Raw genomic sequence first — 26392 nt, 5'->3', positions numbered from 1 at the left:
CCCTATCCGCACCCGATAAGCACCCGACACTTTTTTGAGAAACCCCGATACCCGCATGAACATCATCGAACCCGGCATCCGCAACCTGGCGCTGGCGAAGGACATCCTGCTCACGCCCTACGGCCTCGACGAGAGCCTCCTGACGCGCACGATCGCCGACATCTTCACGCATCGCGTCGACTACGCGGACCTGTACTTCCAGGCGACCCGCAGCGAAGCGTGGAGCCTCGAGGAAGGCATCGTCAAATCGGGCAGCTTCAGCATCGACCAAGGCGTCGGCGTGCGCGCGGTCGCGGGCGACCGCACCGCGTTCGCGTATTCCGACGACCTGTCGCCCGAGGCGATCGCCCAGGCGGCCGCGGCCACCAAGGCGATTGCGGCCGCGGGCGGCGGCCGGCAGAAGGTCAAGGCGGCCACGTCGCTGAAGGGCATCTCGGGCCGCGACCTGTACCTGCCGTCCGACCCGCTCACGTCGCTCGACGCCACGGCCAAGGTCAAGCTGCTCGAGCGCATCGAGCAGATGGCGCGCGGCCGCGACCCGCGCATCACGCAGGTGATGGCGGGCCTCGCGGGCGAATACGACGTCGTGCTCGTCGCGCGCAGCGACGGCGCGCTCGCGGCGGACATCCGCCCGCTGGTGCGCGTGTCGGTGACGGTGATCGCCGAGCAGAACGGCCGCCGCGAGATCGGCACCGGCGGCGGCGGCGGCCGCTTCGACTACGGCTACTTCACCGACGACGTGCTGTCGCGCTACGTCGACGACGCGGTGCACGCGGCGCTCGTGAACCTCGATGCGCGCCCGGCGCCGGCCGGCGCGATGACGGTCGTGCTCGGGCCGGGCTGGCCGGGCGTGCTGCTGCACGAGGCGATCGGCCACGGTCTCGAGGGCGACTTCAACCGCAAGGGTTCGTCGGCGTTCGCTGGCCGGATCGGCGAGCAGGTCGCCGCAAAGGGCGTGACCGTCGTCGACGACGGCACGCTGCCGAACCGCCGCGGATCGCTCAACATCGACGACGAAGGCAACCCGACGCAGTGCACGACGCTGATCGAGGACGGCATCCTGAAGGGCTATATCCAGGACACGCTGAACGCGCGCCTGATGAAGATGCCCGTCACTGGCAACGCGCGGCGCGAGTCGTATGCGGCGCTGCCGATGCCGCGCATGACCAACACCTACATGCTGAACGGCGACAAGGACCCGCAGGAAATCATCGCGTCGGTGAAGAACGGCCTGTACGCGGTGAACTTCGGCGGCGGCCAGGTCGACATCACGAACGGCAAGTTCGTGTTCTCGGCGTCCGAGGCTTACATGATCGAGAACGGCAAGGTCACGTACCCGGTCAAGGGCGCGACGCTGATCGGCAGCGGCCCGGAGTCGCTTAAGTACGTGAGCATGATCGGCAACGACATGTCGCTCGACACCGGCGTCGGCGTGTGCGGCAAGGAAGGCCAGAGCGTGCCGGTCGGCGTCGGCCAGCCGACCCTCCGGATCGACAAGATGACGGTCGGCGGCACGGCATAACCGCATCGCCGCGCAGACATTCCGCGCATTTTGTGAAAAACGCGCGGAATGTCCGCATTTTCGTCGGACCCCGGTTGCCAGCCGCCCGGCGACCGGGTATAAATTCCGAATCAACTTTTTTGACGCAACGACTTTCCGCCATGTCCGCCAAGTTTTACTTTTACTTTTTTTGGCATCTCAGACCGCTGGCGGATCGAGAGGGTTGATGGCGCGTAAAGCGCAACCAAAATTCCCGAAAAACCGCCGGCGAACCCGGCGGTTTTTTTTCGCCCTTCGCCTGCCGAAACGACTGAATTGCCCGAACTGATGAATTTGCCGCACGCGCACTGACCGAACGGCTAGCCCTATCAAGGAGAAACAGCATGCCCCCGCACAATACCGACGATGTCCGCATTCGTGAACTCAAGGAGCTGACGCCGCCCGCCCACCTGATCCGCGAGTTCGCGTGCTCCGAAACCGCGTCCGAGCTGATCTACAACTCGCGGCAGTCGATGCACCGGATCCTGCACGGGATGGACGACCGGCTGATCGTCGTGATCGGGCCGTGCTCGATCCACGACACGAAGGCGGCGCTGGAGTACGCGGGGCGGCTGGTGAAGGAGCGCGAGCGCTTCAGGAACGAGCTGGAAATCGTGATGCGCGTGTACTTCGAGAAGCCGCGCACGACGGTCGGCTGGAAGGGGCTCATCAACGATCCGCACCTCGACAACAGCTTCAAGATCAACGAAGGACTGCGCACCGCGCGCGAGCTGCTGCTGCACATCAACGAGATGGGGCTGCCGGCCGCGACCGAATACCTCGACATGATCAGCCCGCAGTACATTGCGGACCTGATCTCGTGGGGCGCGATCGGCGCGCGCACGACCGAATCGCAGGTGCACCGCGAACTGGCGTCGGGGCTGTCTTGCCCGGTCGGCTTCAAGAACGGCACCGACGGCAACGTGAAAATCGCGGTCGACGCGATCAAGGCCGCGTCGCAGCCGCACCATTTCCTGTCGGTGACGAAGGGCGGCCACTCGGCGATCGTGTCGACGGCCGGCAATGAGGATTGCCACGTGATCCTGCGCGGCGGCAAGACGCCGAACTACGACGCGGAAAGCGTGAACGCCGCGTGCGCGGACATCGGCAAGGCCGGCCTCGCCGCGCGCCTGATGATCGACGCGAGCCACGCGAACAGCTCGAAGAAGCACGAGAACCAGATTCCGGTGTGCGCGGACATCGGCCACCAGATCGCGGCGGGCGACGAGCGCATCGTCGGCGTGATGGTCGAGTCGCACCTCGTCGAAGGCCGCCAGGACCTGAAGGAAGGCTGCCCGCTGACCTACGGCCAGAGCATCACCGATGCGTGCATCGCCTGGGAGGACAGCGTCAAGGTGCTCGAAGGCCTCGCGGAATCCGTCAAGGCGCGGCGCGTCGCGCGCGGCAGCGGGAACTGATCCCGGGCGGCGCCCGCCGCCCGCTCGCTCGCTGCGAAAAAAAGCCCGGCACAGGCCGGGCTTTTTCCGTTCTTTGGGGGAGAAACTTCAATGCATCACTCGAGCGCGCCCGAGCCGAAAATCTCGGTATTCACGCGTTCCGGCGCGATGCCCAGCGCGACGAGCGCATCGCGTTGCGCCTTCATGAACGCGATCGGGCCGCAGATGTAATAGTCGGCGTCCGGCACCAGCGCATATTGCTTCACGCGCTCCGGCGTCAGCCGCCCTTCGAGATCGTGATCGACGCCCGCGCGGTCGTTCGGCCCGACCAGTTCGTACAGCACGGTCCGCTTGACGTTCGCGTGCTCGCGCACCGTGTCGTTGAGCCAGTCGCGGAACGCGTGCACCGCGCCCGAACGGCATGCATGGATGAAGCGCACTTCGCGCGGGCTGCCTTCCGCGACCAGCGTCGACGCCATCGACACCATCGGCGTCAGGCCGACGCCGCCGGAGATCAGCACGACCGGCGTCTGCACGTCGCGCTTCAGCGAGAACTCGCCCATCGGCGCGGTCACCTCGACGATCGCGCCCTCCTCGACGCCGTCGTGCATCAGCGTCGACACCTTGCCCGCCGGGATCGCCTCGGCCTGGCCCGCTTCGCGCTTCACCGAAATGCGCAGCCACTTGCCGTGCGGCGCGTCGGACAGGCTGTACTGACGCGGCTGATCGACGCCCAGGTCGCCGACGAAGCGCTTCACCGTCACGTACTGGCCGGGCTCGAACTTCGGCGCCTGACCGCCGTCGGCCGGCGTCAGGTAGAACGACGTGATCTCGTCGCTCTCGCGCACCTTGCGCGCGACCTTGAACGGACGGAAGCCGCTCCACGCCGCGCCCGCATACAGGTCCGCCTCGGCGCCGATCAGGATCTGCGCGAGCTGGCCGTACGCGACGCGCCACGCTTCGAGCGTGTCCGCATCGACCGCGTCGCCGAGCACTTCGACGATCGACGCGAGCAGGTTCTCGCCGACGATCGGGTAATGCTCGGGACGGATGTTCAGGCTCGCATGCTTGTGCGCGATGTGCGACACCGCACCACCCAGCGCCCCCAGATTGTCGATGTTCGCCGCATACGCGTAGACCGCCTTCGCGAGCGTCTCGGGCTGGCTGCCGGTCTTCTGGTGCGTCTGGTTGAACAGGTTCTTCAGCTCGGGGTGACGCGCGAACATGCGCCCGTAGAAATGCTTCGTGATCGTCGCGCCGTGCACGGCAAGGACGGGGGCAGTGGCTTTCACTCGGGCCATCTGGTCGGCGGTGATGTGGGTCATGTTCGTTCTCCGTTAAACATGCCTATACGATACATCTTTAAAATCTCGCGCCGGCTTGGACAAATTGTCGCAGCGCATTAATTGGGGTCCGGATGTCCGGGCCCCGCGCCCTTCACGTCGCCCGGCCGCGCTCCCACAGCACGTCCGCGCCGCCGTCCGCGCGGTTCAGCACGCGCGCCAGCACGAACAGCAGGTCAGACAGCCGGTTCACGTACCGGCGCGGCGTCTCCTGCAGCGTTTCGACGCGGCCGAGCGCGACGATCGCGCGCTCCGCACGCCGGCACACGGTCCGGCACACGTGCGCGAGCGCTGCCCCGCGCGAACCGCCGGGCAGGATGAACTCCTTAAGCGGCGGCAGCGTCGCGTTGTAGTCGGCGAGCCACTGGTCGAGGCGCGCGAGATGCGCTTCGCCGAGCACCGTGTGGCCCGGGATGCACAGCTCGCCGCCCAGGTCGAACAGGTCATGCTGGATCGTGACGAGCGCCGCGCGCACGTCGTCGGGCAGCGTTTCGGCGAGCAGCACACCGATGGTCGAATTCAGTTCGTCGACGTCGCCGATCGCGGCGATCCGCACGTCGTCCTTGCCAACGCGCCGTCCGTCTCCCAGGCCGGTGGTGCCGTCGTCGCCGGTGCGCGTGGCGATCTTGCTCAAGCGGTTGCCCATGCGAAGTCCTTTCGTGCTCGGCCGCGGCGCGGCCCGGGTTGCATTGCAAGCCGATTATCGCAGCCCGCCGCTCGGCTCGCAGCAAGTGTTCCAGCGTAGAATGAAAGCAAACCGCCCCGCCGCGGTACCGCCCGGCAAGCTGTCGGACCTTGCACGGGACCAGGCGCAAAACGCGGGATCGGAGTCGGTGCCGAGGCGCTCGCCGCGTTGCATGGGACCGCACCCGGTGCCGCAGCGCCCATGCTGATCGAGAGGAGACTTGCGTGAATCACCCCGCCCCGCCGGCCCCACCGACCGGAACGCGCCGCCCCCTGCCCCCCGCCTTGCTCGATACGCTGCGCGCCGCGTTCGGCGAACGCGTGTCGACGGCCGACGCGGTGCGCGCGCATCACGGCCGCGACGAATCGCCGTTCGACCCGCAGTTGCCCGACGCGGTCGTGTTCGCGCACAGCGCCGACGACGTCCGGCAGGTCGTCGCGCTCTGCGCGCTCTACGGCGTGCCGCTGATCCCGTACGGCGCGGGCTCGTCGCTCGAAGGCCACCTGCTCGCGGTGCGCGGCGGCGTGTCGCTCGACCTGTCCGAAATGAACCGCGTGCTGTCGATCAACGCGGAAGACCTGACCGTGACCGTCGAGCCCGGCATCACGCGCAAGGCGCTCAATGAGGCGCTGCGCGACACGGGCCTGTTCTTCCCGATCGATCCCGGCGCCGACGCCAGCATCGGCGGCATGACCGCGACCCGCGCGTCCGGCACCAACGCCGTGCGCTACGGCACGATGCGCGAGAACGTGCTCGGCCTGACCGCGGTGCTCGCCGACGGCCGCGTCGTGAAGACCGGCTCGCGCGCGCGCAAGTCGTCGGCCGGCTACGACCTCACGCGCCTGTTCGTCGGCTCCGAAGGCACGCTCGGCGTGATCACCGAAATCACGCTGCGCCTGCATCCGCTGCCGGAAGCCGTATCGGCCGCGACCTGCACGTTCCCGTCGATGGGCGACGCGGTGCGCACCGTGATCGAGACGATCCAGATCGGCGTGCCGATCGCCCGCGTCGAATTCGTCGATGCGCTCGCCATCCGCTCGATCAACCGCCATTCGAACCTGACGCTCGCCGAGGCGCCGACGCTGTTCTTCGAATTCCACGGCACCGAGGCCGGCGTCAAGGAACAGGCCGAACTGGTCGAAGCGCTCGCCGGCCAGAACCACGGCCAGGGCTTCGAATGGGCGACCCGGCCCGAAGACCGCAGCCGGCTCTGGGCCGCGCGGCACAACGCGTTCTTCGCGATGCTGCAGCTGAAGCCCGGCTGCCGCGCGGTGACGACCGACGTCTGCGTGCCGATCTCGCAGCTCGCCGCGTGCGTCGAGGAAACCGAGACCGACCTGCGCGCGTCGTCGCTGCCGTGCCCGATCGTCGGCCATGTCGGCGACGGCAATTTCCACGTCGCTATCCTGATCGATCCCGACCGCCCCGAGGAGCTGGACGAAGCGGAGCGCATCAATGACCGGATCGTCGAGCGGGCGCTGCGCATGGGCGGCACCTGCACGGGCGAGCACGGCGTCGGCCTGCACAAGATGCGCTTCCTGCCGAAGGAGCACGGCGACGACGCGATCGACGCGATGCGCGCGATCAAGCTCGCGCTCGACCCGCGCAACCTGATGAACCCCGGCAAAATCTTCACGTGCTAGGTCCGACCACGCAGGAGCCCCCATGAACGCACCCGAACTGTCGGCCGAAATGCGCGCGCAGCGCCAGCGCGAAGTCGTGCAGGCGCTGATGGCCGTGCTGCCGACGCATTGCCTGCTGTATCGCGAAGAAGACACCGCGCCATACGAATGCGACGGCCTGTCCGCGTACCGGCGCCTGCCGCTCGCGGTCGCGCTGCCCGAGACGGAATCGCAGGTGCAGCGCATCGTGCAGATCTGCCGGCGCATGGAAGTGCCGATCGTGCCGCGCGGCGCGGGCACGAGCCTGTCGGGCGGCGCGCTGCCGATCGCGCTCGGCGTCGTGCTGTCGCTCGCGCGCTTCACGCGCATCGTCGAGGTCGACCCGTACGCGCGCACCGCGACCGTCCAGCCCGGCGTGCGCAATCTCGCGATCTCCGAGGCGGCCGCGCCATACGGCCTCTATTACGCGCCCGACCCGTCGTCGCAGATCGCCTGCACGATCGGCGGCAACGTCGCGGAGAATTCCGGCGGCGTGCACTGCCTGAAGTACGGCCTGACCGTGCACAACGTGATGCGCGTGCGCGCGGTGACGATCGACGGCGAGATCGTCGAATTCGGCTCGCTCGCGCTCGACACGCCGGGCCTCGACCTGCTCGCGGTGACGATCGGCAGCGAGGGCATGTTCGCGATCATCACCGAAGTCACGGTGAGGCTGATCCCGAAGCCGCAGACCGCGCAGCTCGTGATGGCGAGCTTCGACAACGTGATCAAGGGCGGCGAGGCGGTCGCGGCGATCATCGCGTCGGGGATCATCCCGGCCGGCCTCGAAATGATGGACAGGCCGGCGACGCAGGCGGTCGAGACGTTCACGCATGCGGGCTACGACCTCGACGCGAAGGCGATCCTGCTGTGCGAATCGGACGGCACGCCCGAGGAAGTCGCCGAGGAGATCGTCCGGATGACGGCGGTGCTGCGCGAGCACGGCGCGACGCGCATCCAGGTGTCGCGCAATGAAAGCGAGCGGCTGCGCTACTGGTCCGGCCGCAAGAACGCGTTTCCGGCCGCCGGGCGGATTTCCCCCGACTATTACTGCATGGACGGCACCGTGCCGCGCCGCGCGATCGGGCCGCTGCTCGCCCGCATCGAGCAGCTGGAGGCGCGCTACGGGCTGCGCTGCATCAACGTGTTCCATGCGGGCGACGGCAACATGCATCCGCTGATCCTGTACAACGCGAACGACCCGGACGAGCTGCACCGCGCCGAGCTGTTCGGCGCGGACATCCTCGAGTGCTGCGTCGAATTCGGCGGCACCGTGACGGGCGAGCACGGTGTCGGTGTCGAGAAGCTCAATTCGATGTGCGTGCAGTTTTCGCCGCAGGAGCGCGATGCGTTCTTCGCGGTGAAGCGCGCGTTCGATCCGCCGGGGCTGCTCAATCCCGACAAGGGCATTCCGACCCGCGCGCGCTGTGCCGAATACGGCCGCCAGCACATCCGCGGCGGACTGCTGCCGCACCCCGACCTGCCGCGCTTCTGAGCCGCCGACGCGGCACACGCGCTGCCGCCTGAGCCGGACCGGTCCGGTTCCGGCGGCGCGGCCGCGCGCCGCCGGAACCCGGCTTAGGGATAGTCGCGATGTGCATTCGCGCGACCCCGGTACAATCGACCGGACAACGACACGAGACGAGACGACAACCGATCATGGAAGAGGACGACATCGTCGCCGGATGGGCCGAGCGCGTTCGCGCGGCCAGCGCCGACGGCCGGCCGCTGCGCCTGCGCGGCGGCGGCACCAAGGACTGGTACGGCCAGGCGCTCGAGGGCGAGATACTCGACACGCGCGCGTTTCAAGGCATCGTGTCGTACGACCCGGCCGAACTCGTCGTCACGGTCCGCGCGGGCACCCCGCTCGCGCAGCTCGAAGCCGTCCTCGGCGAGCGTGGCCAGATGCTGCCGTTCGAGCCGCCGCATTTCGGCCGCGCGGCCACGGTCGGCGGCTGCGTCGCGGCGGGGCTCGCCGGCCCGCGGCGCGCGACCTGCGGCGCGCCGCGCGACTTCGTGCTGGGCGTCGAACTGATGAACGGCCGCGGCGAAGTGCTGCGCTTCGGCGGCCAGGTCGTGAAGAACGTCGCCGGCTACGACGTGGCGCGGCTGATGGCCGGCTCGCTCGGCACGCTCGGGCTGATGCTCGAGCTGTCGATCAAGGTGCTGCCGGTGCCGGTCGCCGAAATCACCCTGAAGTTCGAGATGAGCGCGACCGATGCGGTGCGCAAGCTCAACGAATGGGGCGGCCACCCGCTGCCCGTCAGCGCGAGCGCATGGCGCAACGGCACCCTCGTGCTGCGCCTGTCCGGCGCCGAGGCCGCGGTGAAGGCCGCGAAGACGCTGCTCGGCGGCGAAGTCGTCGACGCGGTCGAGGCCGAGCGCTTCTGGGCCGGCCTGCGCGAACACACCGATTCGTTCTTCCACGGCATTCCGCCGGGCTTCGCGCTGTGGCGCCTGTCGCTGCCGAGCATCACCGAGCCGATGCATCTGCCGGGCACGCAACTGATGGAATGGGGCGGCGCGCAGCGCTGGTGGATCACCGACGCCGATGCGCAGACCGTCCGCATGAGCGCGAAACAGGCGGGCGGCCATGCAACGCTGTTCCGCGCGGGCGAAGCGTACGACCGCAGCGCCGGCGTGTTCACGCCGCTGGCCGCGCCGCTGATGAAAATCCACCGCGGGCTGAAGGCGGCGTTCGATCCGGCGCGCATCTTCAACCGCGGCCGGCTCTACCCCGATCTTTAGGGTCTGTTTACATATGGAACGCACATGCGAATGCCCGAAATCGCTCGTCCCCCAAGGGGACTTCCTTCGGGGCGTATGGCAAGAAGTGAGGAGCGCCCCGTTTGGCCGCGCCAGACAAGCGACGAGCGACGCCGCCATACGGGCGATTTCGGGCATTCCCATGACATGAATTTTTTAATTTGGGGTTGCCACGAGAACGGCCGCTCGCCGCGTTGCGCTCCTTGGCGATACGTCGGTATTCGCGGCGTCGCGCGCCTCGCGAGCGGCCGTTCTCGTGGCAACGCATGTGCGTTCCATATGTAAACAGACCCTAAAAGCTCGATGCAGACGAACCTCGCCGATTTCATCCGCAATACGCCCGACGGCGACGAAGCCGACGCGATCCTGCGCAAGTGCGTGCATTGCGGGTTTTGCACCGCGACCTGCCCGACCTACCAGCTGCTCGGCGACGAGCTCGACGGCCCGCGCGGGCGCATCTACCTGATCAAGCAGATGGTCGAAGGCGCGCCCGTAACGCGCAGCACGCAGCAGCACCTCGACCGCTGCCTCACGTGCCGCAGCTGCGAGACGACCTGCCCGTCCGGCGTCCAGTACGGCCGCCTCGTCGAGATCGGCCGCAAGCACGTCGAGGCGCAGGTGCGGCGCCCGCTGTCGCAGCGGCTCGTGCGCCGCGCGCTCGCGAGCTTCGTGCCGAACAGCGCGCTGTTCTCGCCGGTGATGCGGCTCGGCCAGCATGTGCGGCCGCTGCTGCCGAAGCGCCTGCGCGACAAGGTGCCGCCGCGCACGAAACTGCTCGAATGGCCGAACCGCACCCATCCCCGCAAGATGCTGATGCTGGCCGGCTGCGTGCAGCCGTCGATGCTGCCGAACATCAACATCGCGACCGCGCGCGTGCTCGACGCGCTCGGCGTCGAGACCATCGTCGCGCCGGAAGCCGGCTGCTGCGGCGCGATCCGGCTGCACCTGAACTATCACGACGAGGCGCTCGACGACGCGCGCCGCAACATCGACGCGTGGTGGCCCTATGTCGAACAGGGCGTCGAGGCGATCGTGATGAACGCGTCCGGCTGCGGCGCGACGGTGCTCGAATATGCGCACCTGCTGCGCGACGACCCGGCGTACGCGGAGAAGGCGCAGCGCATCGTCGCGCTGACGCGCGACGTGTCCGACGTGCTGCTCGCATTCGAGGCCGAGCTCGCGACGCTCGCGCGGCGCCGTTCGATCCACACCGTCGCCTACCACCCGCCGTGCACGCTGCAGCACGGCCAGCAGTCGCGCGGCAAGGTCGAGCGGCTGCTCGAGACGCTCGGCATCGACGTGCGCCTGCCCGCCGACAGCCACCTGTGCTGCGGCTCGGCCGGCACCTATTCGCTGACGCAGCCGTCGCTGTCGTACAAGCTGCGCAAGCAGAAGCTCGCGAAGCTGCAGGCGCTCGAGCCGCAGATGATCGTCTCGGCGAACGTCGGCTGCATCGCGCACCTGCAAAGCGGCACGCCGATTCCGGTCGCGCACTGGGTCCAGCTGGTCGAGCACCTGCTGTACGGCTAACGGGCACTGCGTCCGTATAATGATGCGCAACGAAGCGCCGCGCGCCGGCGGCGCGACCGCTCCAGTGCCTGCTCTCGCGCCCGTCATGTCCGATCTCGCCGTCCAACTCGAATCCGTCCACCGCCGCATCGCCGACGCCGCCCGCGCGGCCGGGCGCGACCCCGCCGCCGTCACGCTGCTCGCCGTCTCGAAGACATTTCCCGCCGACGCGGTGCGCGCCGCGCACGCAGCCGGCCAGCGCGCATTCGGCGAGAACTACGTGCAGGAATCCATCGACAAGATCGACGCGCTCGCCGATCTGCGCGCGGCACTCGAATGGCATTTCATCGGGCCGCTGCAATCGAACAAGACGCGCCCCGTCGCCGAGCGCTTCGACTGGGTGCATTCGATCGACCGGCTGAAGATCGCGCAGCGGCTCGCCGAGCAGCGACCCGCGCACCTGCCGCCGCTCAACGTATGCGTGCAGGTGAACATCAGCGGCGAGGCGTCGAAGAGCGGCGTCGCGCCGGCCGACGTTGCCGAGGTCGCGCACGCGGTGGCCGCGCTGCCGTCGCTGCGGCTGCGCGGCCTGATGGCGATTCCCGAACCCGCGGGCGACGCCGACGCGCTGCGCGCGCCGCATCGCGCGCTGCGGGCGTTGTTCGACGCGCTGCGCGCGGACGGGCTGCCGCTCGACACGCTGTCGATGGGCATGTCCGCCGATCTCGAGGCGGCCGTGCTCGAAGGCGCGACGATCGTGCGGGTCGGCACCGCGATCTTCGGCGCGCGCGACTATTCCCATTGATCCACTCCTTATTCCCGACATCATGAAGATTGCATTCATCGGCGGCGGCAACATGGCCGCGGCATTGATCGGCGGCCTCGCCAAGCGCGGCGTCGGCACGGACGGCCTGTACGCGATCGACGTCAACGAAGACGTCCGCGCGCGCATCGCGCAGCAATTCGGCATCCGCACCGGCGCGGCGATCGACGCGACGCTCGCGGACTACGACGCGATCGTGCTCGCGGTGAAACCGCAAGTGCTGAAGGACGTCGCGCAGGCGCTCGCGCCGCATCTGAAATCGCAACTCGTGGTCAGCATCGCGGCCGGCATCCGCGCGACGGACCTGTCGCGCTGGCTCGGCGATTACGCACGCGTCGTACGCACGATGCCGAACACGCCGGCGCTCGTCGGGATGGGCGTGACGGGGCTCGCCGCGCTGCCGGGCGTCGATGCGGCGGGCCGCGAGCTGGCGTCGAACGTGCTCGGCGCGGTCGGCGAGATCGTCTGGTTCGACGACGAGTCGCAGCTCGACGCGGTCACCGCGATCGCGGGCAGCGGCCCCGCGTACGTGTTTTATTTCATCGAAGCGCTGCAGGAAGCGGCGCGCCGCCTCGGGATGAACGACGAACAGGGCCGCGCGCTCGCGGTCGCGACGTTCACGGGCGCCGCGCAGCTCGCCGCGCAATCCGGCGAGCCGGCCGGCGTGCTGCGCGAGCGCGTGACGTCGAAGGGCGGCACGACGGCGGCCGCGCTCGCGTCGTTCGACGCGCAAGGCGTCAAGGAAGCGATCGTGCGCGGCGCGCTCGCGGCCGAGGCGCGCGCGAAGGAAATGGGCGACGAGCTCGGGCGCGCTTAAGCGGCATAGGCGGAACGTGCGGGACGGCTACGGCCGGCGACCGCACCCGCTCGACCCTTCGCGCAAACAGAAAAGCGGCCCGTGGGCCGCTTTCTCTTTTCCGGCGCAGGACGCGCCGCCGTCGCCGGCGCTCAGAGCCCGCCCACCGCGTAGTGCGCGGCGATCCCGGCGAACAGCACGCCGCCGAGCCAGTTGTTGTGCCGGAACGCGGCGAAGCACGGCATCCGCTCGCGATCCTTGATCAGCGTGTAGTGATACACCGCGCAGCCGGCCGCCGCCGCCCACCCCGCCCAGTAGACGAGGCCGAAGCCGAGCGTCAGCCCGACCCACACGTAGATGCCGAGCGTGACCGCATAACATGCCATCACCGCCGCGACGTCGAAGCGGCCGAACGTGAGCGCCGACGTGCGGATGCCGATCCTGATGTCGTCGTCGCGATCGACCATCGCGTATTCGGTGTCGTAGGCGACCGACCAGAACACGTTCGCGATCAGCATGACCCACGCGAGCATCGGCACCGTGTCCTGCACGGCCGCGAACGCCATCGGGATGCCGAAGCCGAACGCGATGCCCAGGTACGCCTGCGGAATCGCGAAGAAGCGCTTCATGAACGGATAGGTGCCCGCGACGATCACCGCGACGACCGACAGCTCTTTCGTCAGCGTATTGAGCGGCAGGATCAGCAGGAACGCGACGAGCGCCAGCCCGACCGCGATCGCGATCGCTTCCCACGCCCGGATCTTGCCGGACGTCAGCGGACGGTCGGCCGTGCGCTTCACGTGGCGGTCGAAGTCGCGGTCGGCGTAGTCGTTGATCGCGCAGCCGGCCGAGCGCATCAGCAGCGTGCCGAGCGCGAAGATCACGAGCAGCGACCAGCGCGGCTGGCCGTTCGACGCGATCCACAGCGCGTTGAGCGTCGGCCAGAGCAGCAGCAGGCTACCGATCGGCTTGTCCATCCGGACGAGCCGCAGATACAGGGGAAAGCGGGCGAGCATGGCGGAGCACCGGGAAGATAACCCCGGCATTTTAGAGCCGGGCGGCGCTTCGCGTCATGTTGAGGCGGCCATACGGCGCACGCGGGCTGCCCGAGCGTAGCCCGGGTCGCGATCCGCCCCCTTGCGCGAAACGGACTCGCGCTCAGTTGCCCGCGACGGCGGCAAGATGTTGCAACGCCTGCGCGACCAGCACGGCCGCGCCGCTGCCGGCGATCGCGAAACCGACGAAGCGCCGCAGTACGGCGGCAGGCGCGCGCGTCACCGGCGCGGCGAGCGCGACGCGCATATCCAGCATCAGCTGCGTCATGATCGTGACTCCTTCAGATAAAACAGATCCCTCAGACGGAAACGGCCGGTCTCGCGACCGGCCGTTTCCCCGTTACCCGCTGTCAGTGCGTCAACAGCGATGCGTCGCGATTACGCGAGGTCGAAGCGGTCGAGGTTCATCACCTTGTTCCAGACCGCGACGAAGTCGCGCACGAACTTCTCCTGCGCATCCGCGCTGCCGTAGACCTCGGCCAGCGCCCGCAGCTGCGAGTGCGAGCCGAACACCAGGTCCACGCGCGTGCCGGTCCACTTCACCTTGCCCGTCGCGCGATCGCGCCCTTCGAACACGTCGTTGTCGGCCGAGACCGGCTTCCACTCCGTGCCCATGTCGAGCAGGTTCACGAAGAAGTCGTTGGTCAGCGCCTCCGGCCGGTCCGTGAACACGCCGTGCGCGCTCTGCCCGACGTTCGCGCCCAGCACGCGCAATCCGCCCAGCAGCACCGTCATTTCCGGCGCGGTCAGCGTCAGCAGTTGCGCCTTGTCGACCAGCAGCGCCTCGGCCGGCACCCGGTACTTGCCCTTCAGGTAGTTGCGGAAGCCGTCCGCGTGCGGCTCGAGCACGGCAATCGCCTCGACGTCGGTCTGCTCCTGCGACGCATCCGTGCGGCCCGGCGCGAACGGCACCGTCACCGTCTGGCCCGCGTTCTTCGCCGCCTGCTCGACGCCCGCTGCACCGGCCAGCACGATCAGGTCCGCGAGCGACACCTGCTTGCCGCCCGTCTGCGCGTCGTTGAACGCGCCGCGGATGCCTTCGAGCGTCGCCAGCACCTTCGCCAGCTGCGCGGGTTGGTTCGCTTCCCAGTCCTTCTGCGGCGCGAGGCGAATGCGCGCGCCGTTCGCGCCGCCGCGCTTGTCGGAGCCGCGGAACGTCGACGCCGACGCCCACGCGGTCGACACCAGCTGCGACACGGACAGCCCCGATGCGAGGATCTTGTCCTTCAGCGCCGCAGCGTCGGCGGCATCGATCAGCTCGTGGTCGACGGCCGGCACCGGGTCTTGCCACAGCAGCGCCTCAGCCGGCACTTCCGGGCCGAGATAGCGTGCGCGCGGGCCCATGTCGCGGTGCGTCAGCTTGAACCACGCCCGGGCGAACGCGTCGGCGAACTGGTCCGGGTTCTCGTAGAAGCGCCGCGCGATCTTTTCGTAGGCCGGATCGAAGCGCAGCGACAGGTCGGTCGTCAGCATCGTCGGCAGGTGCTTCTTCGACGGATCGAACGCGTCCGGAATCACCGCGTCGGCGTTCTTCGCAACCCACTGGTGCGCGCCGGCCGGGCTCTTCGTCAGCTCCCATTCGTAGCCGAACAGGTTCTCGAAGAAGTTGTGGCTCCACTGCGTCGGCGTGGTCGTCCACGTGACTTCCAGCCCGCTCGTGATCGCGTCCTTGCCCTTGCCGGTGCCGTAGCTGCTCTTCCAGCCGAGCCCCTGCGCCTCGATGGCCGCGGCTTCCGGCTCGGCGCCGACGTTCGACGCGGGCCCTGCGCCGTGGGTCTTGCCGAACGTATGGCCGCCCGCGATCAGCGCGACGGTTTCCTCGTCGTTCATCGCCATCCGCGCGAAGGTCTCGCGAATGTCGCGCGCCGCGGCGATCGGGTCGGGGTTGCCGTCCGGGCCTTCCGGGTTCACGTAGATCAGGCCCATCTGCACGGCGGCCAGCGGGTTCTCGAGATCACGGTCGCCCGAGTAGCGGCTGTTCGGGCCGCCGCTCAGCTCCAGCCAGATCTTTTCCGCACCCCAGTAGACGTCGTCCGGTTCCCACGTGTCCGCACGGCCGCCCGCGTAGCCGAAGGTCTTGAAGCCCATCGATTCGAGCGCGACGTTGCCGGCCAGGATCATCAGGTCGGCCCACGATATGTTGCGGCCGTACTTCTGCTTGATCGGCCACAGCAGCCGGCGCGCCTTGTCGAGGTTGCCGTTGTCGGGCCAGCTGTTGAGCGGGGCGAAGCGCTGCTGGCCACCGCCCGCGCCGCCGCGGCCGTCGCCCGTGCGATACGTGCCGGCGCTATGCCAAGCCATGCGGATGAACAGGCCGCCGTAGTGGCCGAAGTCGGCCGGCCACCAGTCCTGCGACATCGTCATCAGCGCGTGGAGGTCCTGCTTGAGGGCCGCGAAATCCAGCTGCTTGAACGCTTCGGCATAGTTGAACGCCTCGTCCATCGGGTCGGACACGGACGAATGCCGATGGAGGATATTCAGGTTGAGCTGCTCGGGCCACCAGTCCTTGTTCGACGTGCCGCCGGCTGCGGTGTGATGGAACGGGCACTTGCTTTCAGTCGACATGCGTCTTCTCCTATGATCATCTGCGTCCGCCTGCTCGGCCCGGAAACCGGCACCGTCGGCGGACGGTCACTGCGGGGAAAAACAGGAGACCCTCTCCCGTGTACTGCGTGGTGCCGGGATCGATGCCCGGCCGGCGTGTTCAGCCGCCGTACGTGCGCTCCGCCAGGTAGGCGAACGCAATCGGGCGCAAGCTCCGGATCGCGGCCCTGGCGCGAATGACGACCTTTCCGCGCGACGGGCTGTTCCGCTGCGCGTGCTGCATCACCGAATGCATCATGACACCCTCCGTTGACGCTTGCATTGAACATGCGGGCCAGTGCGCGGCGCCGCTCGATCCATACAGAGAATTTTATACATCGCTATTGATTTTTTGAAATCAATAAATTTCATCTATACGATAGTCAAAAATAAACGGGGCCGCAAGGCCCCGCCCCTGAACCGCGACCACAGGCCGCGCCCGCTCAGTTCATCGTCGCCGGCATGTCGAGCTTCGCGACGCCCGGCAGGTCGCACGCGGCGATCGCCTCGCTGATCGCATCGATCGCGGGCATCCGCGTGAAGCTCTTGCGCCACACGAGCACGACGCGGCGGTCCGGCACCGGCTCGTTGAACGGCACATACGACAGCAGTTCGGCGTCCGGGCCGTTCGCGCGCGGGCCGATCTCGGCGACCGACATCCGCGGCAGCACGGTGATGCCGACGCCGCTCGCGACCATGTGGCGGATCGTTTCGAGCGACGAGCCCTCGAAGGTCTTCTGGATGCCGTCGGCCGTCTGCGAGAAGCGCATCAGTTCCGGGCACACGCCGAGCACGTGATCGCGGAAGCAATGGCCATTGCCGAGCAGCAGCATCGTTTCCTGCTTCAGGTCCTCCGCGTCGATCTGGTGGCGCTTCTCCCATGGATGGCCGGCCGGCAGCGCGACGACGAACGGCTCGTCGTACAGCGGTCGCACCATCAGGCCCGTTTCCGGGAACGGCAGCGCCATGATCGCGGCGTCGATCTCGCCCTGCTTCAGCAGTTCGAGCAGCTTGAGCGTGTAGTTCTCCTGCAGCATCAGCGGCATCTGCGGCACGCGCTGGATCATCTGCTTGACGAGCGTCGGCAGCAGGTACGGTCCGATCGTGTAGATCACGCCAAGACGGAACGGCCCGATGAGCGGGTCCTTGCCCTGCTTCGCGATCTCCTTGATCGCGAAAGTCTGTTCCAGCACGCGCTGGGCCTGCGTGACGATCTGGTCGCCAATCGGCGTGACGCTCACTTCGCTCGCGCCGCGCTCGAAAATCTGTACGTTGAGCTCGTCTTCCAGCTTCTTGATCGCCACCGACAGCGTCGGCTGGCTCACGAAGCACGCTTCGGCCGCGCGGCCGAAATGCCGCTCGCGCGCGACTGCGACGATGTATTTCAGTTCAGTCAGTGTCATTGCGGGTCAATCAAATATATACAGGCGATAGGTTTATTTTATACACCCTGTGGCACCGGTTCGCCAAGTTTCTCCGCAATCTGACGCGCAAAACGGCGCTTTTAAATCCGGCCCTCAATCTGCAATCACGCTTTCAGATACTGCTCGCGCGCGCCGAGCCAGCGCGCGAGATGCTGCGTGACGACGTCCGGGTACGCGGCGATCAGCCGCGCCGCCGCCTCGCGGGCCGGCTCGATCAGCCAGCCGTCGGTCTCGAGGTTCGCGAAGCGCAGCATTGCGGCGCCCGACTGGCGCGCGCCGAGGAATTCCCCCGGCCCGCGGATCTCGAGGTCGCGCCGCGCGATCTCGAAGCCGTCGGTGGTCTCGCGCATCGTCTTCAGCCGCGCGCGGCCCGCGATCGACAGCGGCCCGCTGTACAGCAGCACGCACACCGACGCCGCGGTGCCGCGCCCCACCCGGCCGCGCAGCTGGTGCAGCTGCGCGAGGCCGAAGCGCTCCGCGTGCTCGATCACCATCAGCGATGCGTTCGGCACGTCGACGCCGACCTCGATCACCGTCGTCGCGACGAGCAGCTGCACCTCGTTGCGCGTAAATGCGTCCATCACCGCCGCCTTGTCGGCCGGCGACAGGCGTCCGTGCACGAGCCCGACCTTCAGCTCGGGCAGCGCGGCGACGAGCGTCTCGTAGGTTTCGACGGCCGTCTGCAGCTGCAGCGTCTCGCTTTCCTCGATCAGCGGGCAGACCCAGTAGACCTGGCGGCCCGTCAGCGCGGCCTCGCGCACCCGCGCGATCACCTCTTCGCGCCGCGCGTCGCCGACGAGGCGCGTCAGGATCGGCGTGCGGCCCGGCGGCAATTCGTCGATCGTCGACACCTCGAGATCCGCGTAGTAGGTCATCGCGAGCGTGCGCGGGATCGGCGTCGCCGACATCATCAGCTGGTGCGGCTGGAAGCCCTGCGCGCCGTCCGCGGCGTTGGCGGCCTTCGCGCGCAGCGCAAGGCGCTGCTCGACGCCGAAGCGATGCTGCTCGTCGACGATCACGAGGCCGAGCCGCGCGAACTCGACCGCGTCCTGGATGATCGCGTGCGTGCCGATCACGAGCTGCGCGGTGCCGAGCGCGGCGGCTTCGATCGCCGCGCGCTTGTCCTTCGCCTTCAGGCTGCCCGCGAGCCACGCGACCGATACGCCGAGCGGCTCGAGCCAGCCGCGCAGCTTGCGCGCGTGCTGCTCCGCGAGGATTTCGGTCGGCGCCATCAGCGCGGCCTGGTAGCCGGCGTCGATCGCCTGCGTGGCCGCGAGCGCCGCGACCACGGTCTTGCCGCTGCCGACGTCGCCCTGCAACAGGCGCTGCATCGGGTGCGGCAGCGTCAGGTCGTGCGCGATCTCGTCGACGACGCGCGACTGCGCACCCGTCAGCGTGAACGGCAGCGCCGCGTAGAACCGCGTCGTCAACGCGCCGGCGTCGCCCGCCGCGCGGCGCGGCATCGCGGGCGCGGCACGCGTGCGGCGCTCCTCGTGCGCGCGCTTGAGCGACAGCTGCTGCGCGAGCAGCTCGTCGAACTTGATGCGCGTCCACGCGGGATGCGAGCCGTCCATCAGCGCGGCTTCGTCCGAGTCGACGCCCGGGTGATGCAGGATCCGCACGGCTTCCGTGAGCGACGGCACGCCGAGCGGCTGCAGGTACGCGCGGTCGATCTCGGGCGGCAGCAGTTCGGGCAGCGGCGTGCGCTCGACCGCGTTCTCGATCGCCTTGCGCAGGTACGCCTGCGATACGCCCGCCGTGCTCGGATAGACCGGCGTGAGCACCTGCGGCAGCGGCGCGTGCTCGTCGACGACGCGCACCGCCGGATGCACCATCTCCATCCCGAAGAAGCCGCCGCGCACGTCGCCGCGCACCCGCAGCCGCTGGCCGATGGCCATCTGCTTGACCTGCGAGCCGTAGAAATTCAGGAAGCGCAGCACGAGCTGCGCGCCGTCGTCGTCCTGGATCTTCACGACGAGCTGGCGGCGCGGCCGGTACGCGACCTCGTTGTCGAACACGATGCCTTCCGTCTGCGCGATGCCGCCGGGCAGCAGCTCGTCGATCGGCGTGAGCGTGGTCTCGTCCTCGTAGCGCATCGGCAGGTGCAGCACGAGGTCGATCGAGCGCGTGAGGCCGAGCTTCGCGAGCTTGTCGGCGGTCTTCACCGGCTTGTCGGCCGCGGCCTTCTTGCGCTTGGGTGCGGCCGGCATAGGTGCGGCCGGCATAGGCGCGGCCGGCTCAACCATCTCGCCCTCGACGGCCGTCACGTCGGGCGCGGCGGCCGCCGGCTGCGCGAGCCGGCCGTCCGCGCCACGACGCGGCGCCGCGCGGCGCGACCCCGTGCGGGGCGCGGGCGGCGCGGCCTCGCCCGCGTCGAACGGGTCGGCGGAATCGTCAACGGCGGCGGCGGTGGAACGGCGTGGTGACACAGGCATCGGATCGGCAGAGGGCTTCGCAAGTACAATAGCGGCTTTCACGTCGTCCGAACGAGCGACGCCGGCCAAGCCGCGACCCCGCCATCATAGCGGCTCGCGCGCCCCATTTACGCGTTTTAGCCTTTCGGCAGCGCGCGCCGGCCGCTTCGAACCAGCCCGCATGTTCACGCTTTCCGATTTCGATTTCAATCTGCCGCCCGAGCTGATCGCGCAAACCGCGCTGCCCGACCGCACCGCGAGCCGCCTGCTCGAGGTCGACAACACGGCCGCGCCGGCCCGCCTCGTCGATCGCCGTTTCGCCGAGCTGCCGTCGTGCATCGCGCCCGGCGACCTGCTCGTGTTCAACGACACCAAGGTGCTGAAGGCGCGCTTCTTCGGCCACAAGGCCAGCGGCGGCAAGGTCGAGGTGCTGATCGAGCGCGTGACGGGCACCCACACCGCGCTCGCGCAGATCCGCGCGAGCAAGTCGCCCGGGCCCGGCACGACGCTGACGCTGGCCGACGCGTTCGACGTGACGGTCGGCGAGCGCGTCGAGCCGTTCTTCACGCTGCACTTCCCGGCGCCGTGCCTGACGCTGATCGAGCAGTACGGCCGCCTGCCGCTGCCGCCGTACATCGAGCACGACCCCGACGCGACCGACGAGACGCGCTACCAGACCGTCTACGCGAGCAACCCGGGCGCGGTCGCCGCGCCGACGGCCGGCCTGCACTTCGACGAGCCGCTGCTCGCGAAGCTCGACGCGATGGGCGTCGAGCGCGCGACGCTGACGCTGCACGTCGGCGCGGGCACGTTCCAGCCGGTGCGGGTCGAGAACATCGCCGAGCACAAGATGCACAGCGAGTGGTACGAATTGCCGCAGTCGCTGGTCGACCGGATCGCCGCGACCCGCGCGCGCGGCGGCAACGTGATCGCGGTCGGCACGACGTCGATGCGCGCGCTCGAAGCCGCGGCGCGCGACGCCGCCGCAGCGGGCCGCCCGCTCGCCGCGACGCAGGCCGAGACCGACATCTTCATCACGCCCGGCTACGCGTTTCGCGTGGTCGACCGGCTCGTGACGAACTTCCACCTGCCGAAATCGACGCTGCTGATGCTCGTTTCGGCGTTCGCGGGCGTCGACACGATCCGCGCCGCCTACCAGCACGCGATCGACGAGCGCTACCGCTTCTTCAGCTACGGCGACGCGATGCTGCTCACGCGCCGCGACACGCCGCAGGCAGGCGCGTAAGCCTCGCGCGCGGCCGCAAGCGCAACGCTGTCGGACACCCGCGCAGCGCGCTACAGTAGCGCACCCCCGTTTTTTTACCGCCGCCGGCGTCCCGGCGGCGTCCTCAACATGCGCCGGACTTGCGATCCGGAGTTGGCGCTTTAGCGCATACTCCGGTCCCATGCAAAGCTTTTTCCGGTGGCAAGGAGCACGACACGATGACCGAAGGCCCTTCCCACGATCACGATATGCACGCCGGGCACGCGCACGCGCGCCCCGACAACGGCCTGAAATTCGACTTGCTGACGACCGACGGCCACGCGCGGCGCGGCCGCGTGACGCTCAACCACGGTGTCGTCGAGACGCCGATCTTCATGCCGGTCGGCACCTACGGCACCGTGAAGGCGATCCAGCCGCGCGAGCTGCACGAGATCAAGGCCCAGATCATCCTCGGCAACACGTTCCACCTGTGGCTGCGGCCGGGCCTCGACACGATCGACGCGCACGGCGGCCTGCACGGCTTCATGGGCTGGAACAAGCCGATCCTCACCGATTCGGGCGGCTTCCAGGTGTTCTCGCTCGGCGACCTGCGCAAGATCACCGAGGACGGCGTCACGTTCGCGTCGCCGATCAACGGCGACAAGCTGTTCCTGTCGCCGGAAGTGTCGATGCAGATCCAGAAGGTTCTGAACTCGGACATCGTGATGCAGTTCGACGAGTGCACGCCCTACGCGACCAACGGCGTGCCGACCACGCACAAGGAAGCGGCCGACTCGATGCGGATGTCGCTGCGCTGGGCGAAGCGCTCGCTCGACGAGTTCAACCGGCTCGGCAACCCGAACGCCCTTTTCGGGATCGTCCAGGGCGGGATGTTCGAGGACCTGCGCGACGAATCGCTCGCGGGCCTCGCCGAGCTGGATTTCCACGGCCTCGCGATCGGCGGGCTGTCGGTCGGCGAGCCGAAGGAAGACATGATGCGCGTGCTGCGGCACGTCGGCCCGAAGCTGCCGGCGCACAAGCCGCACTACCTGATGGGCGTCGGCACGCCGGAGGACCTCGTCGACGGCGTCGCCAATGGCATCGACATGTTCGACTGCGTGATGCCGACCCGCAACGCGCGCAACGGGTGGCTGTTCACGCGCTTCGGCGACGTGAAGATCCGCAACGCGACGCACAAGAATTCGCTGAAGCCGCTCGACCCGAGCTGCGCGTGCTACACGTGCCAGAACTTCTCGCGCGGCTACCTGCACCACCTGCACCGGGTCGGCGAGATTCTCGGCGCGCAGCTCAACACGATCCACAACCTGCACTACTACCTGCAGCTGATGAGCGAGATCCGCGAGGCGATCGAGACCCATACGTTCGACGCGTTCCGCCAGCGCTTCGCGGAGGACCGCGCAAGAGGGGTCGACTGACGGGTCGGCGGGCCGCGCGACACGCCGGCGCGGTCCGCCGACTGAGACAAGTACTAAAAGAGTCCGGAAAACTATCGACCCGGACCGGCAAATATTACAATTGCCTTTCTTAACAAGCCACAATGGCGCCGATTACCGCTTTAACAGCTTGATCCCAAAGCGCATTTGCCACGCCGTTGCGGCTTGGGGCCGGTGGTAGAATAACCGGCTTAATTTTCGATCTTCCCTTACGGAGAGACCAACGTGCCGTTTATTTCCAATGCCTTCGCGCAAGGTGCCGCGGGTGGCGCCGAATCGAGCCTGATGAGCTTCCTGCCGCTCATCCTGATGTTTGCCGTGCTCTATTTCATCATGATCCGCCCGCAGATGAAGCGCCAGAAGGAGCACCGCAACATGCTCTCGGCCATGGCCAAGGGCGACGAGGTCGTCACGAGCGGCGGGGTCGTCGGCAAGGTGACGAAGGTCTCGGAAGCCTACATCGGCGTCGAGATCGCCGAAGGCACCGAAATCACCGTGCAGAAGGCCGCTGTCACGACCATTCTGCCGAAGGGCACGATCAAGTCGCTGTAAGCCCTGGTCCGAGCGTCCGGCTCCCCGCGCCGCGCCCGCCCGAGAAGCGGGCCGCCGCGGCGCCGGACGCGACGCTTTCAAGCCAACTACCCCGTTCGGCCCCCTCATGAATCGTTACCCAATCTGGAAATATGTCGTGATGGTCGTGGCGCTCGCCATCGGCTTTCTGTACACATTGCCCAATTTCTTCGGCGAATCGCCGGCGGTGCAGGTGTCGAGCGGCAAGGCCACGGTCAAGCTCGACTCGGCGACGCTGAGCCAGGTCGAAGCCGCGCTGACGACCGCGCAGATCAAGCCGGACGACGTCACCTTCGAGAACACGGCCGCCAACGCGAACATCCGCGTGCGCCTGAAGGACACCGATACGCAGCTGCGCGTGAAGGACCTGCTGCAGAAATCGCTGAACGCCGACCCGAACGATCCGCAGTACGTCGTTGCGCTGAACCTGCAGAGCGCGTCGCCGCGCTGGCTGACCGCACTGCACGCGCTGCCGATGTATCTCGGCCTCGACCTGCGCGGCGGCGTCCACTTCCTGCTGCAGGTCGACATGACGGGCGCGCTGACGAAGAAGCTCGATTCCGACGCGTCCGACGCCCGCACGCTGCTGCGTGACAAGAACATCCGCGACGGTGGCGTGAGCCGCGTCGATCAATCCGTCGTCGTGAACTTCAGCGACCCGCAAACGGCCGAAGACGCCCGCAAGGTGCTCGCGTCGTCGGTCACCGAGCTGCAATGGGCGACCCAGCCCGGCGGCGGCGGCGTCCAGGTGGTCGGCACGTTCACGCCGGCCGTGCAGAAAGCCGTCGAAGACGCGGCGCTCAAGCAGAACCTCACGACGCTCCACAACCGGGTCAACGAGCTCGGCGTGTCGGAGCCGATCCTGCAGCAGCAGGGCAGCGACCGCATCGTCGTCGAGCTGCCGGGCGTGCAGGACACCGCGAAGGCGAAGGACATCATCGGCCGCACCGCGACGCTCGAAGCGCGCCTCGCCGATCCGATCAACACGCACCCGAACCCGAACGACCCCGTGCCGCCGGGCGAGGAGCTGTTCACGCAGGGCAACCAGGCGCCGGTGCTGCTGAAGAAGGACGTGATCTTCACCGGCGACCGCATCATCGACGCGTCGGCCGGCTTCGACGAGCACCAGCGCCCGTCGGTCAACATCCGCCTCGACTCGGCAGGCGGCCGAGCAGTGCGCGCGGTGTCGCGCGAGAACATCGGCAAGCCGATGGCGATGGTGCTGTTCGAGAAGGGCAAGGGCGAGGTGCTGACGGTCGCGACGATCCAGTCGGAACTCGGCGACCGCTTCCAGATCACCGGCCAGCCGACCCCGCAGGCCGCAGCCGACCTCGCGCTGCTGCTGCGCGCCGGCTCGCTCGCGGCGCCGATGGACATCATCGAGGAACGCACGATCGGCCCGAGCCTCGGCGCCGACAACATCAAGATGGGCGTGCACTCGGTGATCTGGGGCTTTGCCGCGATCGCCGTGTTCATGGCCGCGTACTACATGCTGTTCGGCATGATCTCGGTGATCGGCCTGTCGGTGAACCTGCTGCTGCTCGTCGCGGTGCTGTCGCTGATGCAGGCGACGCTGACGCTGCCCGGCATCGCCGCTATCGCACTTGCGCTCGGCATGGCGATCGACTCGAACGTGCTGATCAACGAGCGCGTGCGCGAGGAACTGCGCGCCGGCCATCCGCCGCAGCTCGCGATCCAGGCCGGCTACTCGCACGCGTGGGCGACGATCCTCGACTCGAACGTCACGACGCTGATCGCCGGCCTCGCGCTGCTCGCGTTCGGCTCGGGCCCGGTGCGCGCGTTCGCGATCGTGCACTGCCTCGGCATCCTGACGTCGATGTTCTCCGCGGTGTTCTTCTCGCGCGGACTCGTCAACCTCTGGTACGGCGGCCGCAAGAAGCTGAAGTCGCTCGCGATCGGCCAGGTGTGGAAGCCGGAAGGCGCGACCGCCGGCGCCGCATCGTTCGACGCCGCGGACGAATCGACCGACACCGCGCGCGCCGCGAAGCTCGCCGCGCCCGCGAAGGGCGACGCGCCGCGCGCCGGCAAGCCGCAGCTGCGCAACCGCGCACAGGCCGGCCTGCCGCCGAAGAAACCGGGCTCGACCCAATAAGGCCCCGGAGACGATCATGGAATTTTTCCGCATCCGTAAAGACATCCCGTTCATGCGGCACGCGCTGGTGTTCAACGTGGTCTCGCTGGTCACGTTCCTCGCCGCCGTGTTCTTCCTGTTCCACCGCGGGCTGCACCTGTCCGTCGAGTTCACCGGCGGCACGGTGATCGAGGTCCAGTACCAGCAGGCCGCGCAGCTCGAGCCCGTGCGCGCGACGCTCGGCAAGCTCGGCTACGCCGATGCGCAGGTGCAGAACTTCGGCACGTCGCGCAACGTGCTGATCCGCCTGCAGCTCAAGCAGGGCCTCACGTCCGCGCAGCAGAGCGACCAGGTGATGACCGCGCTGAAGGCGCAAAGCCCGGACGTGACGCTGCAGCGCGTCGAGTTCGTCGGCCCGCAGGTCGGCCGGGAGCTCGCGACCGACGGCCTGCTCGCGCTCCTGTGCGTCGTGATCGGCATCGTGATCTACCTGTCGTTCCGCTTCGAATGGAAGTACGCGGTCGCCGGCATCATCGCGAACCTGCACGACGTCGTGATCATTCTCGGCTTCTTCGCGTTCTTCCAGTGGGAGTTCTCGCTCGCGGTGCTCGCGGCGATCCTCGCGGTGCTCGGCTACTCGGTGAACGAGTCGGTCGTCATCTTCGACCGGATCCGCGAGACGTTCCGCCGCGAACGCAAGATGACCGTGCAGGAAGTGATCAACCACGCGATCACGACCACGATGTCGCGCACGATCATCACGCACACGTCGACCGAAATGATGGTGCTGTCGATGTTCTTCTTCGGCGGCCCGACGCTGCACTACTTCGCGCTCGCGCTGACGGTCGGCATCTTGTTCGGCATCTACTCGTCGGTGTTCGTCGCGGGCTCGCTCGCGATGTGGCTCGGCATCAAGCGCGAAGACCTGATCAAGGACAAGAAGCTCGCGCACGATCCGGACGATCCGAACGCGGGCGCACAGGTGTAAGCGCGTCGCTGCTTCGGCAAACGGAAAAGGCCGGTTCTCTCGAACCGGCCTTTTCGTTTATCGGGCGCCGCGCATCGCCTGCCGCCCG

General features: G+C 68.2%; 20 protein-coding genes. 13 read left to right on the top strand and 7 right to left on the bottom strand.

Annotated elements, in window-relative coordinates:
- Window positions 1-55 precede the first annotated feature (55 nt).
- Window positions 56-1522, top strand: a complete 1467-nt coding sequence (gene tldD / locus B7P44_RS03775) for a metalloprotease TldD (RefSeq protein ID WP_084900826.1) — start codon at window positions 56-58, stop codon at window positions 1520-1522.
- A 362-nt stretch (window positions 1523-1884) separates the two neighbouring features.
- Window positions 1885-2958: a 3-deoxy-7-phosphoheptulonate synthase AroG gene (gene aroG, locus B7P44_RS03765; RefSeq protein WP_084900823.1), complete on the top strand. Its 1074-nt coding sequence runs from the start codon at window positions 1885-1887 to the stop codon at window positions 2956-2958.
- Between the two features lie 95 nt (window positions 2959-3053).
- Here the strand turns inward: aroG and hmpA are convergent, their stop codons facing one another.
- Together hmpA and B7P44_RS03755 are read right to left on the bottom strand one after the other, a co-directional pair.
- A complete protein-coding gene (gene hmpA, locus B7P44_RS03760) occupies window positions 3054-4262 on the bottom strand; it encodes an NO-inducible flavohemoprotein (protein ID WP_084900820.1) in 1209 nt (402 codons plus the stop codon).
- A gap of 112 nt (window positions 4263-4374) precedes the next feature.
- The gene (locus B7P44_RS03755) at window positions 4375-4926 is read right to left on the bottom strand and encodes a cob(I)yrinic acid a,c-diamide adenosyltransferase (RefSeq protein WP_084900817.1); all 552 of its coding nucleotides are present in this window, start codon (window positions 4924-4926) and stop codon (window positions 4375-4377) included.
- Between the two features lie 263 nt (window positions 4927-5189).
- On the opposite strand from B7P44_RS03755, the gene B7P44_RS03750 reads away from it, so the two are divergent.
- From B7P44_RS03750 to proC, 6 genes are all read left to right on the top strand, one after another.
- The gene (locus B7P44_RS03750) at window positions 5190-6608 is read left to right on the top strand and encodes an FAD-binding oxidoreductase (protein ID WP_084900814.1); all 1419 of its coding nucleotides are present in this window, start codon (window positions 5190-5192) and stop codon (window positions 6606-6608) included.
- A 22-nt stretch (window positions 6609-6630) separates the two neighbouring features.
- Complete coding sequence (locus tag B7P44_RS03745) at window positions 6631-8121, top strand: FAD-linked oxidase C-terminal domain-containing protein (RefSeq protein ID WP_084900812.1); 1491 nt, start codon at window positions 6631-6633, stop codon at window positions 8119-8121.
- Between the two features lie 164 nt (window positions 8122-8285).
- Window positions 8286-9374, top strand: coding sequence for a glycolate oxidase subunit GlcE (gene glcE, locus B7P44_RS03740; RefSeq protein WP_084900809.1), 1089 nt, complete (start codon window positions 8286-8288; stop codon window positions 9372-9374).
- A 321-nt stretch (window positions 9375-9695) separates the two neighbouring features.
- The gene (glcF, locus tag B7P44_RS03735) at window positions 9696-10922 is read left to right on the top strand and encodes a glycolate oxidase subunit GlcF (protein ID WP_084900806.1); all 1227 of its coding nucleotides are present in this window, start codon (window positions 9696-9698) and stop codon (window positions 10920-10922) included.
- A gap of 85 nt (window positions 10923-11007) precedes the next feature.
- The gene (locus B7P44_RS03730) at window positions 11008-11706 is read left to right on the top strand and encodes a YggS family pyridoxal phosphate-dependent enzyme (protein WP_084906380.1); all 699 of its coding nucleotides are present in this window, start codon (window positions 11008-11010) and stop codon (window positions 11704-11706) included.
- 22 nt (window positions 11707-11728) lie between these two features.
- The gene (gene proC, locus B7P44_RS03725; protein WP_084900803.1) at window positions 11729-12541 is read left to right on the top strand and encodes a pyrroline-5-carboxylate reductase; all 813 of its coding nucleotides are present in this window, start codon (window positions 11729-11731) and stop codon (window positions 12539-12541) included.
- A gap of 131 nt (window positions 12542-12672) precedes the next feature.
- On the opposite strand, the gene ubiA is transcribed toward proC, so the two are convergent.
- From ubiA to recG, 5 genes are all read right to left on the bottom strand, one after another.
- A complete protein-coding gene (gene ubiA / locus B7P44_RS03720; protein ID WP_084900800.1) occupies window positions 12673-13536 on the bottom strand; it encodes a 4-hydroxybenzoate octaprenyltransferase in 864 nt (287 codons plus the stop codon).
- A 142-nt stretch (window positions 13537-13678) separates the two neighbouring features.
- A complete protein-coding gene (locus tag B7P44_RS37065) occupies window positions 13679-13843 on the bottom strand; it encodes a hypothetical protein (protein WP_088511408.1) in 165 nt (54 codons plus the stop codon).
- A 110-nt stretch (window positions 13844-13953) separates the two neighbouring features.
- The gene (gene katG / locus B7P44_RS03715) at window positions 13954-16140 is read right to left on the bottom strand and encodes a catalase/peroxidase HPI (RefSeq protein WP_084900797.1); all 2187 of its coding nucleotides are present in this window, start codon (window positions 16138-16140) and stop codon (window positions 13954-13956) included.
- Window positions 16141-16601: 461 nt separating this feature from the next.
- The gene (locus B7P44_RS03710) at window positions 16602-17561 is read right to left on the bottom strand and encodes a LysR substrate-binding domain-containing protein (protein ID WP_084900794.1); all 960 of its coding nucleotides are present in this window, start codon (window positions 17559-17561) and stop codon (window positions 16602-16604) included.
- Window positions 17562-17686: 125 nt separating this feature from the next.
- Window positions 17687-20017 (bottom strand): ATP-dependent DNA helicase RecG, encoded by a 2331-nt coding sequence (gene recG, locus B7P44_RS03705; RefSeq protein ID WP_084900791.1) that lies wholly within the window; start codon window positions 20015-20017, stop codon window positions 17687-17689.
- Between the two features lie 160 nt (window positions 20018-20177).
- On the opposite strand from recG, the gene queA reads away from it, so the two are divergent.
- The 5 genes from queA (at window position 20178) to secF (ending at window position 26304) form a co-directional block, all read left to right on the top strand.
- Window positions 20178-21242, top strand: coding sequence for a tRNA preQ1(34) S-adenosylmethionine ribosyltransferase-isomerase QueA (gene queA, locus B7P44_RS03700; RefSeq protein ID WP_084900788.1), 1065 nt, complete (start codon window positions 20178-20180; stop codon window positions 21240-21242).
- Between the two features lie 197 nt (window positions 21243-21439).
- Entirely contained in the window at window positions 21440-22636 is a 1197-nt protein-coding gene (tgt, locus tag B7P44_RS03695) for a tRNA guanosine(34) transglycosylase Tgt (RefSeq protein WP_084900786.1), read from the top strand.
- 243 nt (window positions 22637-22879) lie between these two features.
- Window positions 22880-23206 (top strand): preprotein translocase subunit YajC, encoded by a 327-nt coding sequence (gene yajC, locus B7P44_RS03690; protein ID WP_084900783.1) that lies wholly within the window; start codon window positions 22880-22882, stop codon window positions 23204-23206.
- A 106-nt stretch (window positions 23207-23312) separates the two neighbouring features.
- A complete protein-coding gene (gene secD, locus B7P44_RS03685; protein ID WP_084900781.1) occupies window positions 23313-25337 on the top strand; it encodes a protein translocase subunit SecD in 2025 nt (674 codons plus the stop codon).
- A gap of 16 nt (window positions 25338-25353) precedes the next feature.
- A complete protein-coding gene (gene secF / locus B7P44_RS03680; protein WP_084900778.1) occupies window positions 25354-26304 on the top strand; it encodes a protein translocase subunit SecF in 951 nt (316 codons plus the stop codon).
- Window positions 26305-26392: the final 88 nt, after the last annotated feature.

Source organism: Burkholderia ubonensis subsp. mesacidophila (genome assembly GCF_002097715.1).
Taxonomy (GTDB): Bacteria; Pseudomonadota; Gammaproteobacteria; order Burkholderiales; family Burkholderiaceae; genus Burkholderia; species Burkholderia mesacidophila.
The sequence above is the reverse complement of the archived record's forward strand: the minus strand, read 5'-3'. Positions and strand labels throughout refer to the sequence as shown.

Excerpts from the sequence above, each read along its gene's own strand:
- tldD (WP_084900826.1), top strand. The coding sequence starts at position 56 with ATGAACATCATCGAACCCGGCATCCGCAACCTGGCGCTGGCGAAGGAC.
- aroG (WP_084900823.1), top strand. The coding sequence starts at position 1,885 with ATGCCCCCGCACAATACCGACGATGTCCGCATTCGTGAACTCAAGGAG.
- hmpA (WP_084900820.1), bottom strand. The coding sequence starts at position 4,262 with ATGACCCACATCACCGCCGACCAGATGGCCCGAGTGAAAGCCACTGCC.
- B7P44_RS03755 (WP_084900817.1), bottom strand. The coding sequence starts at position 4,926 with ATGGGCAACCGCTTGAGCAAGATCGCCACGCGCACCGGCGACGACGGC.
- B7P44_RS03745 (WP_084900812.1), top strand. The coding sequence starts at position 6,631 with ATGAACGCACCCGAACTGTCGGCCGAAATGCGCGCGCAGCGCCAGCGC.
- glcE (WP_084900809.1), top strand. The coding sequence starts at position 8,286 with ATGGAAGAGGACGACATCGTCGCCGGATGGGCCGAGCGCGTTCGCGCG.
- glcF (WP_084900806.1), top strand. The coding sequence starts at position 9,696 with ATGCAGACGAACCTCGCCGATTTCATCCGCAATACGCCCGACGGCGAC.
- B7P44_RS03730 (WP_084906380.1), top strand. The coding sequence starts at position 11,008 with ATGTCCGATCTCGCCGTCCAACTCGAATCCGTCCACCGCCGCATCGCC.
- proC (WP_084900803.1), top strand. The coding sequence starts at position 11,729 with ATGAAGATTGCATTCATCGGCGGCGGCAACATGGCCGCGGCATTGATC.
- ubiA (WP_084900800.1), bottom strand. The coding sequence starts at position 13,536 with ATGCTCGCCCGCTTTCCCCTGTATCTGCGGCTCGTCCGGATGGACAAG.
- B7P44_RS37065 (WP_088511408.1), bottom strand. The coding sequence starts at position 13,843 with ATGACGCAGCTGATGCTGGATATGCGCGTCGCGCTCGCCGCGCCGGTG.
- katG (WP_084900797.1), bottom strand. The coding sequence starts at position 16,140 with ATGTCGACTGAAAGCAAGTGCCCGTTCCATCACACCGCAGCCGGCGGC.
- B7P44_RS03710 (WP_084900794.1), bottom strand. The coding sequence starts at position 17,561 with ATGACACTGACTGAACTGAAATACATCGTCGCAGTCGCGCGCGAGCGG.
- recG (WP_084900791.1), bottom strand. The coding sequence starts at position 20,017 with ATGCCTGTGTCACCACGCCGTTCCACCGCCGCCGCCGTTGACGATTCC.
- queA (WP_084900788.1), top strand. The coding sequence starts at position 20,178 with ATGTTCACGCTTTCCGATTTCGATTTCAATCTGCCGCCCGAGCTGATC.
- tgt (WP_084900786.1), top strand. The coding sequence starts at position 21,440 with ATGACCGAAGGCCCTTCCCACGATCACGATATGCACGCCGGGCACGCG.
- secD (WP_084900781.1), top strand. The coding sequence starts at position 23,313 with ATGAATCGTTACCCAATCTGGAAATATGTCGTGATGGTCGTGGCGCTC.
- secF (WP_084900778.1), top strand. The coding sequence starts at position 25,354 with ATGGAATTTTTCCGCATCCGTAAAGACATCCCGTTCATGCGGCACGCG.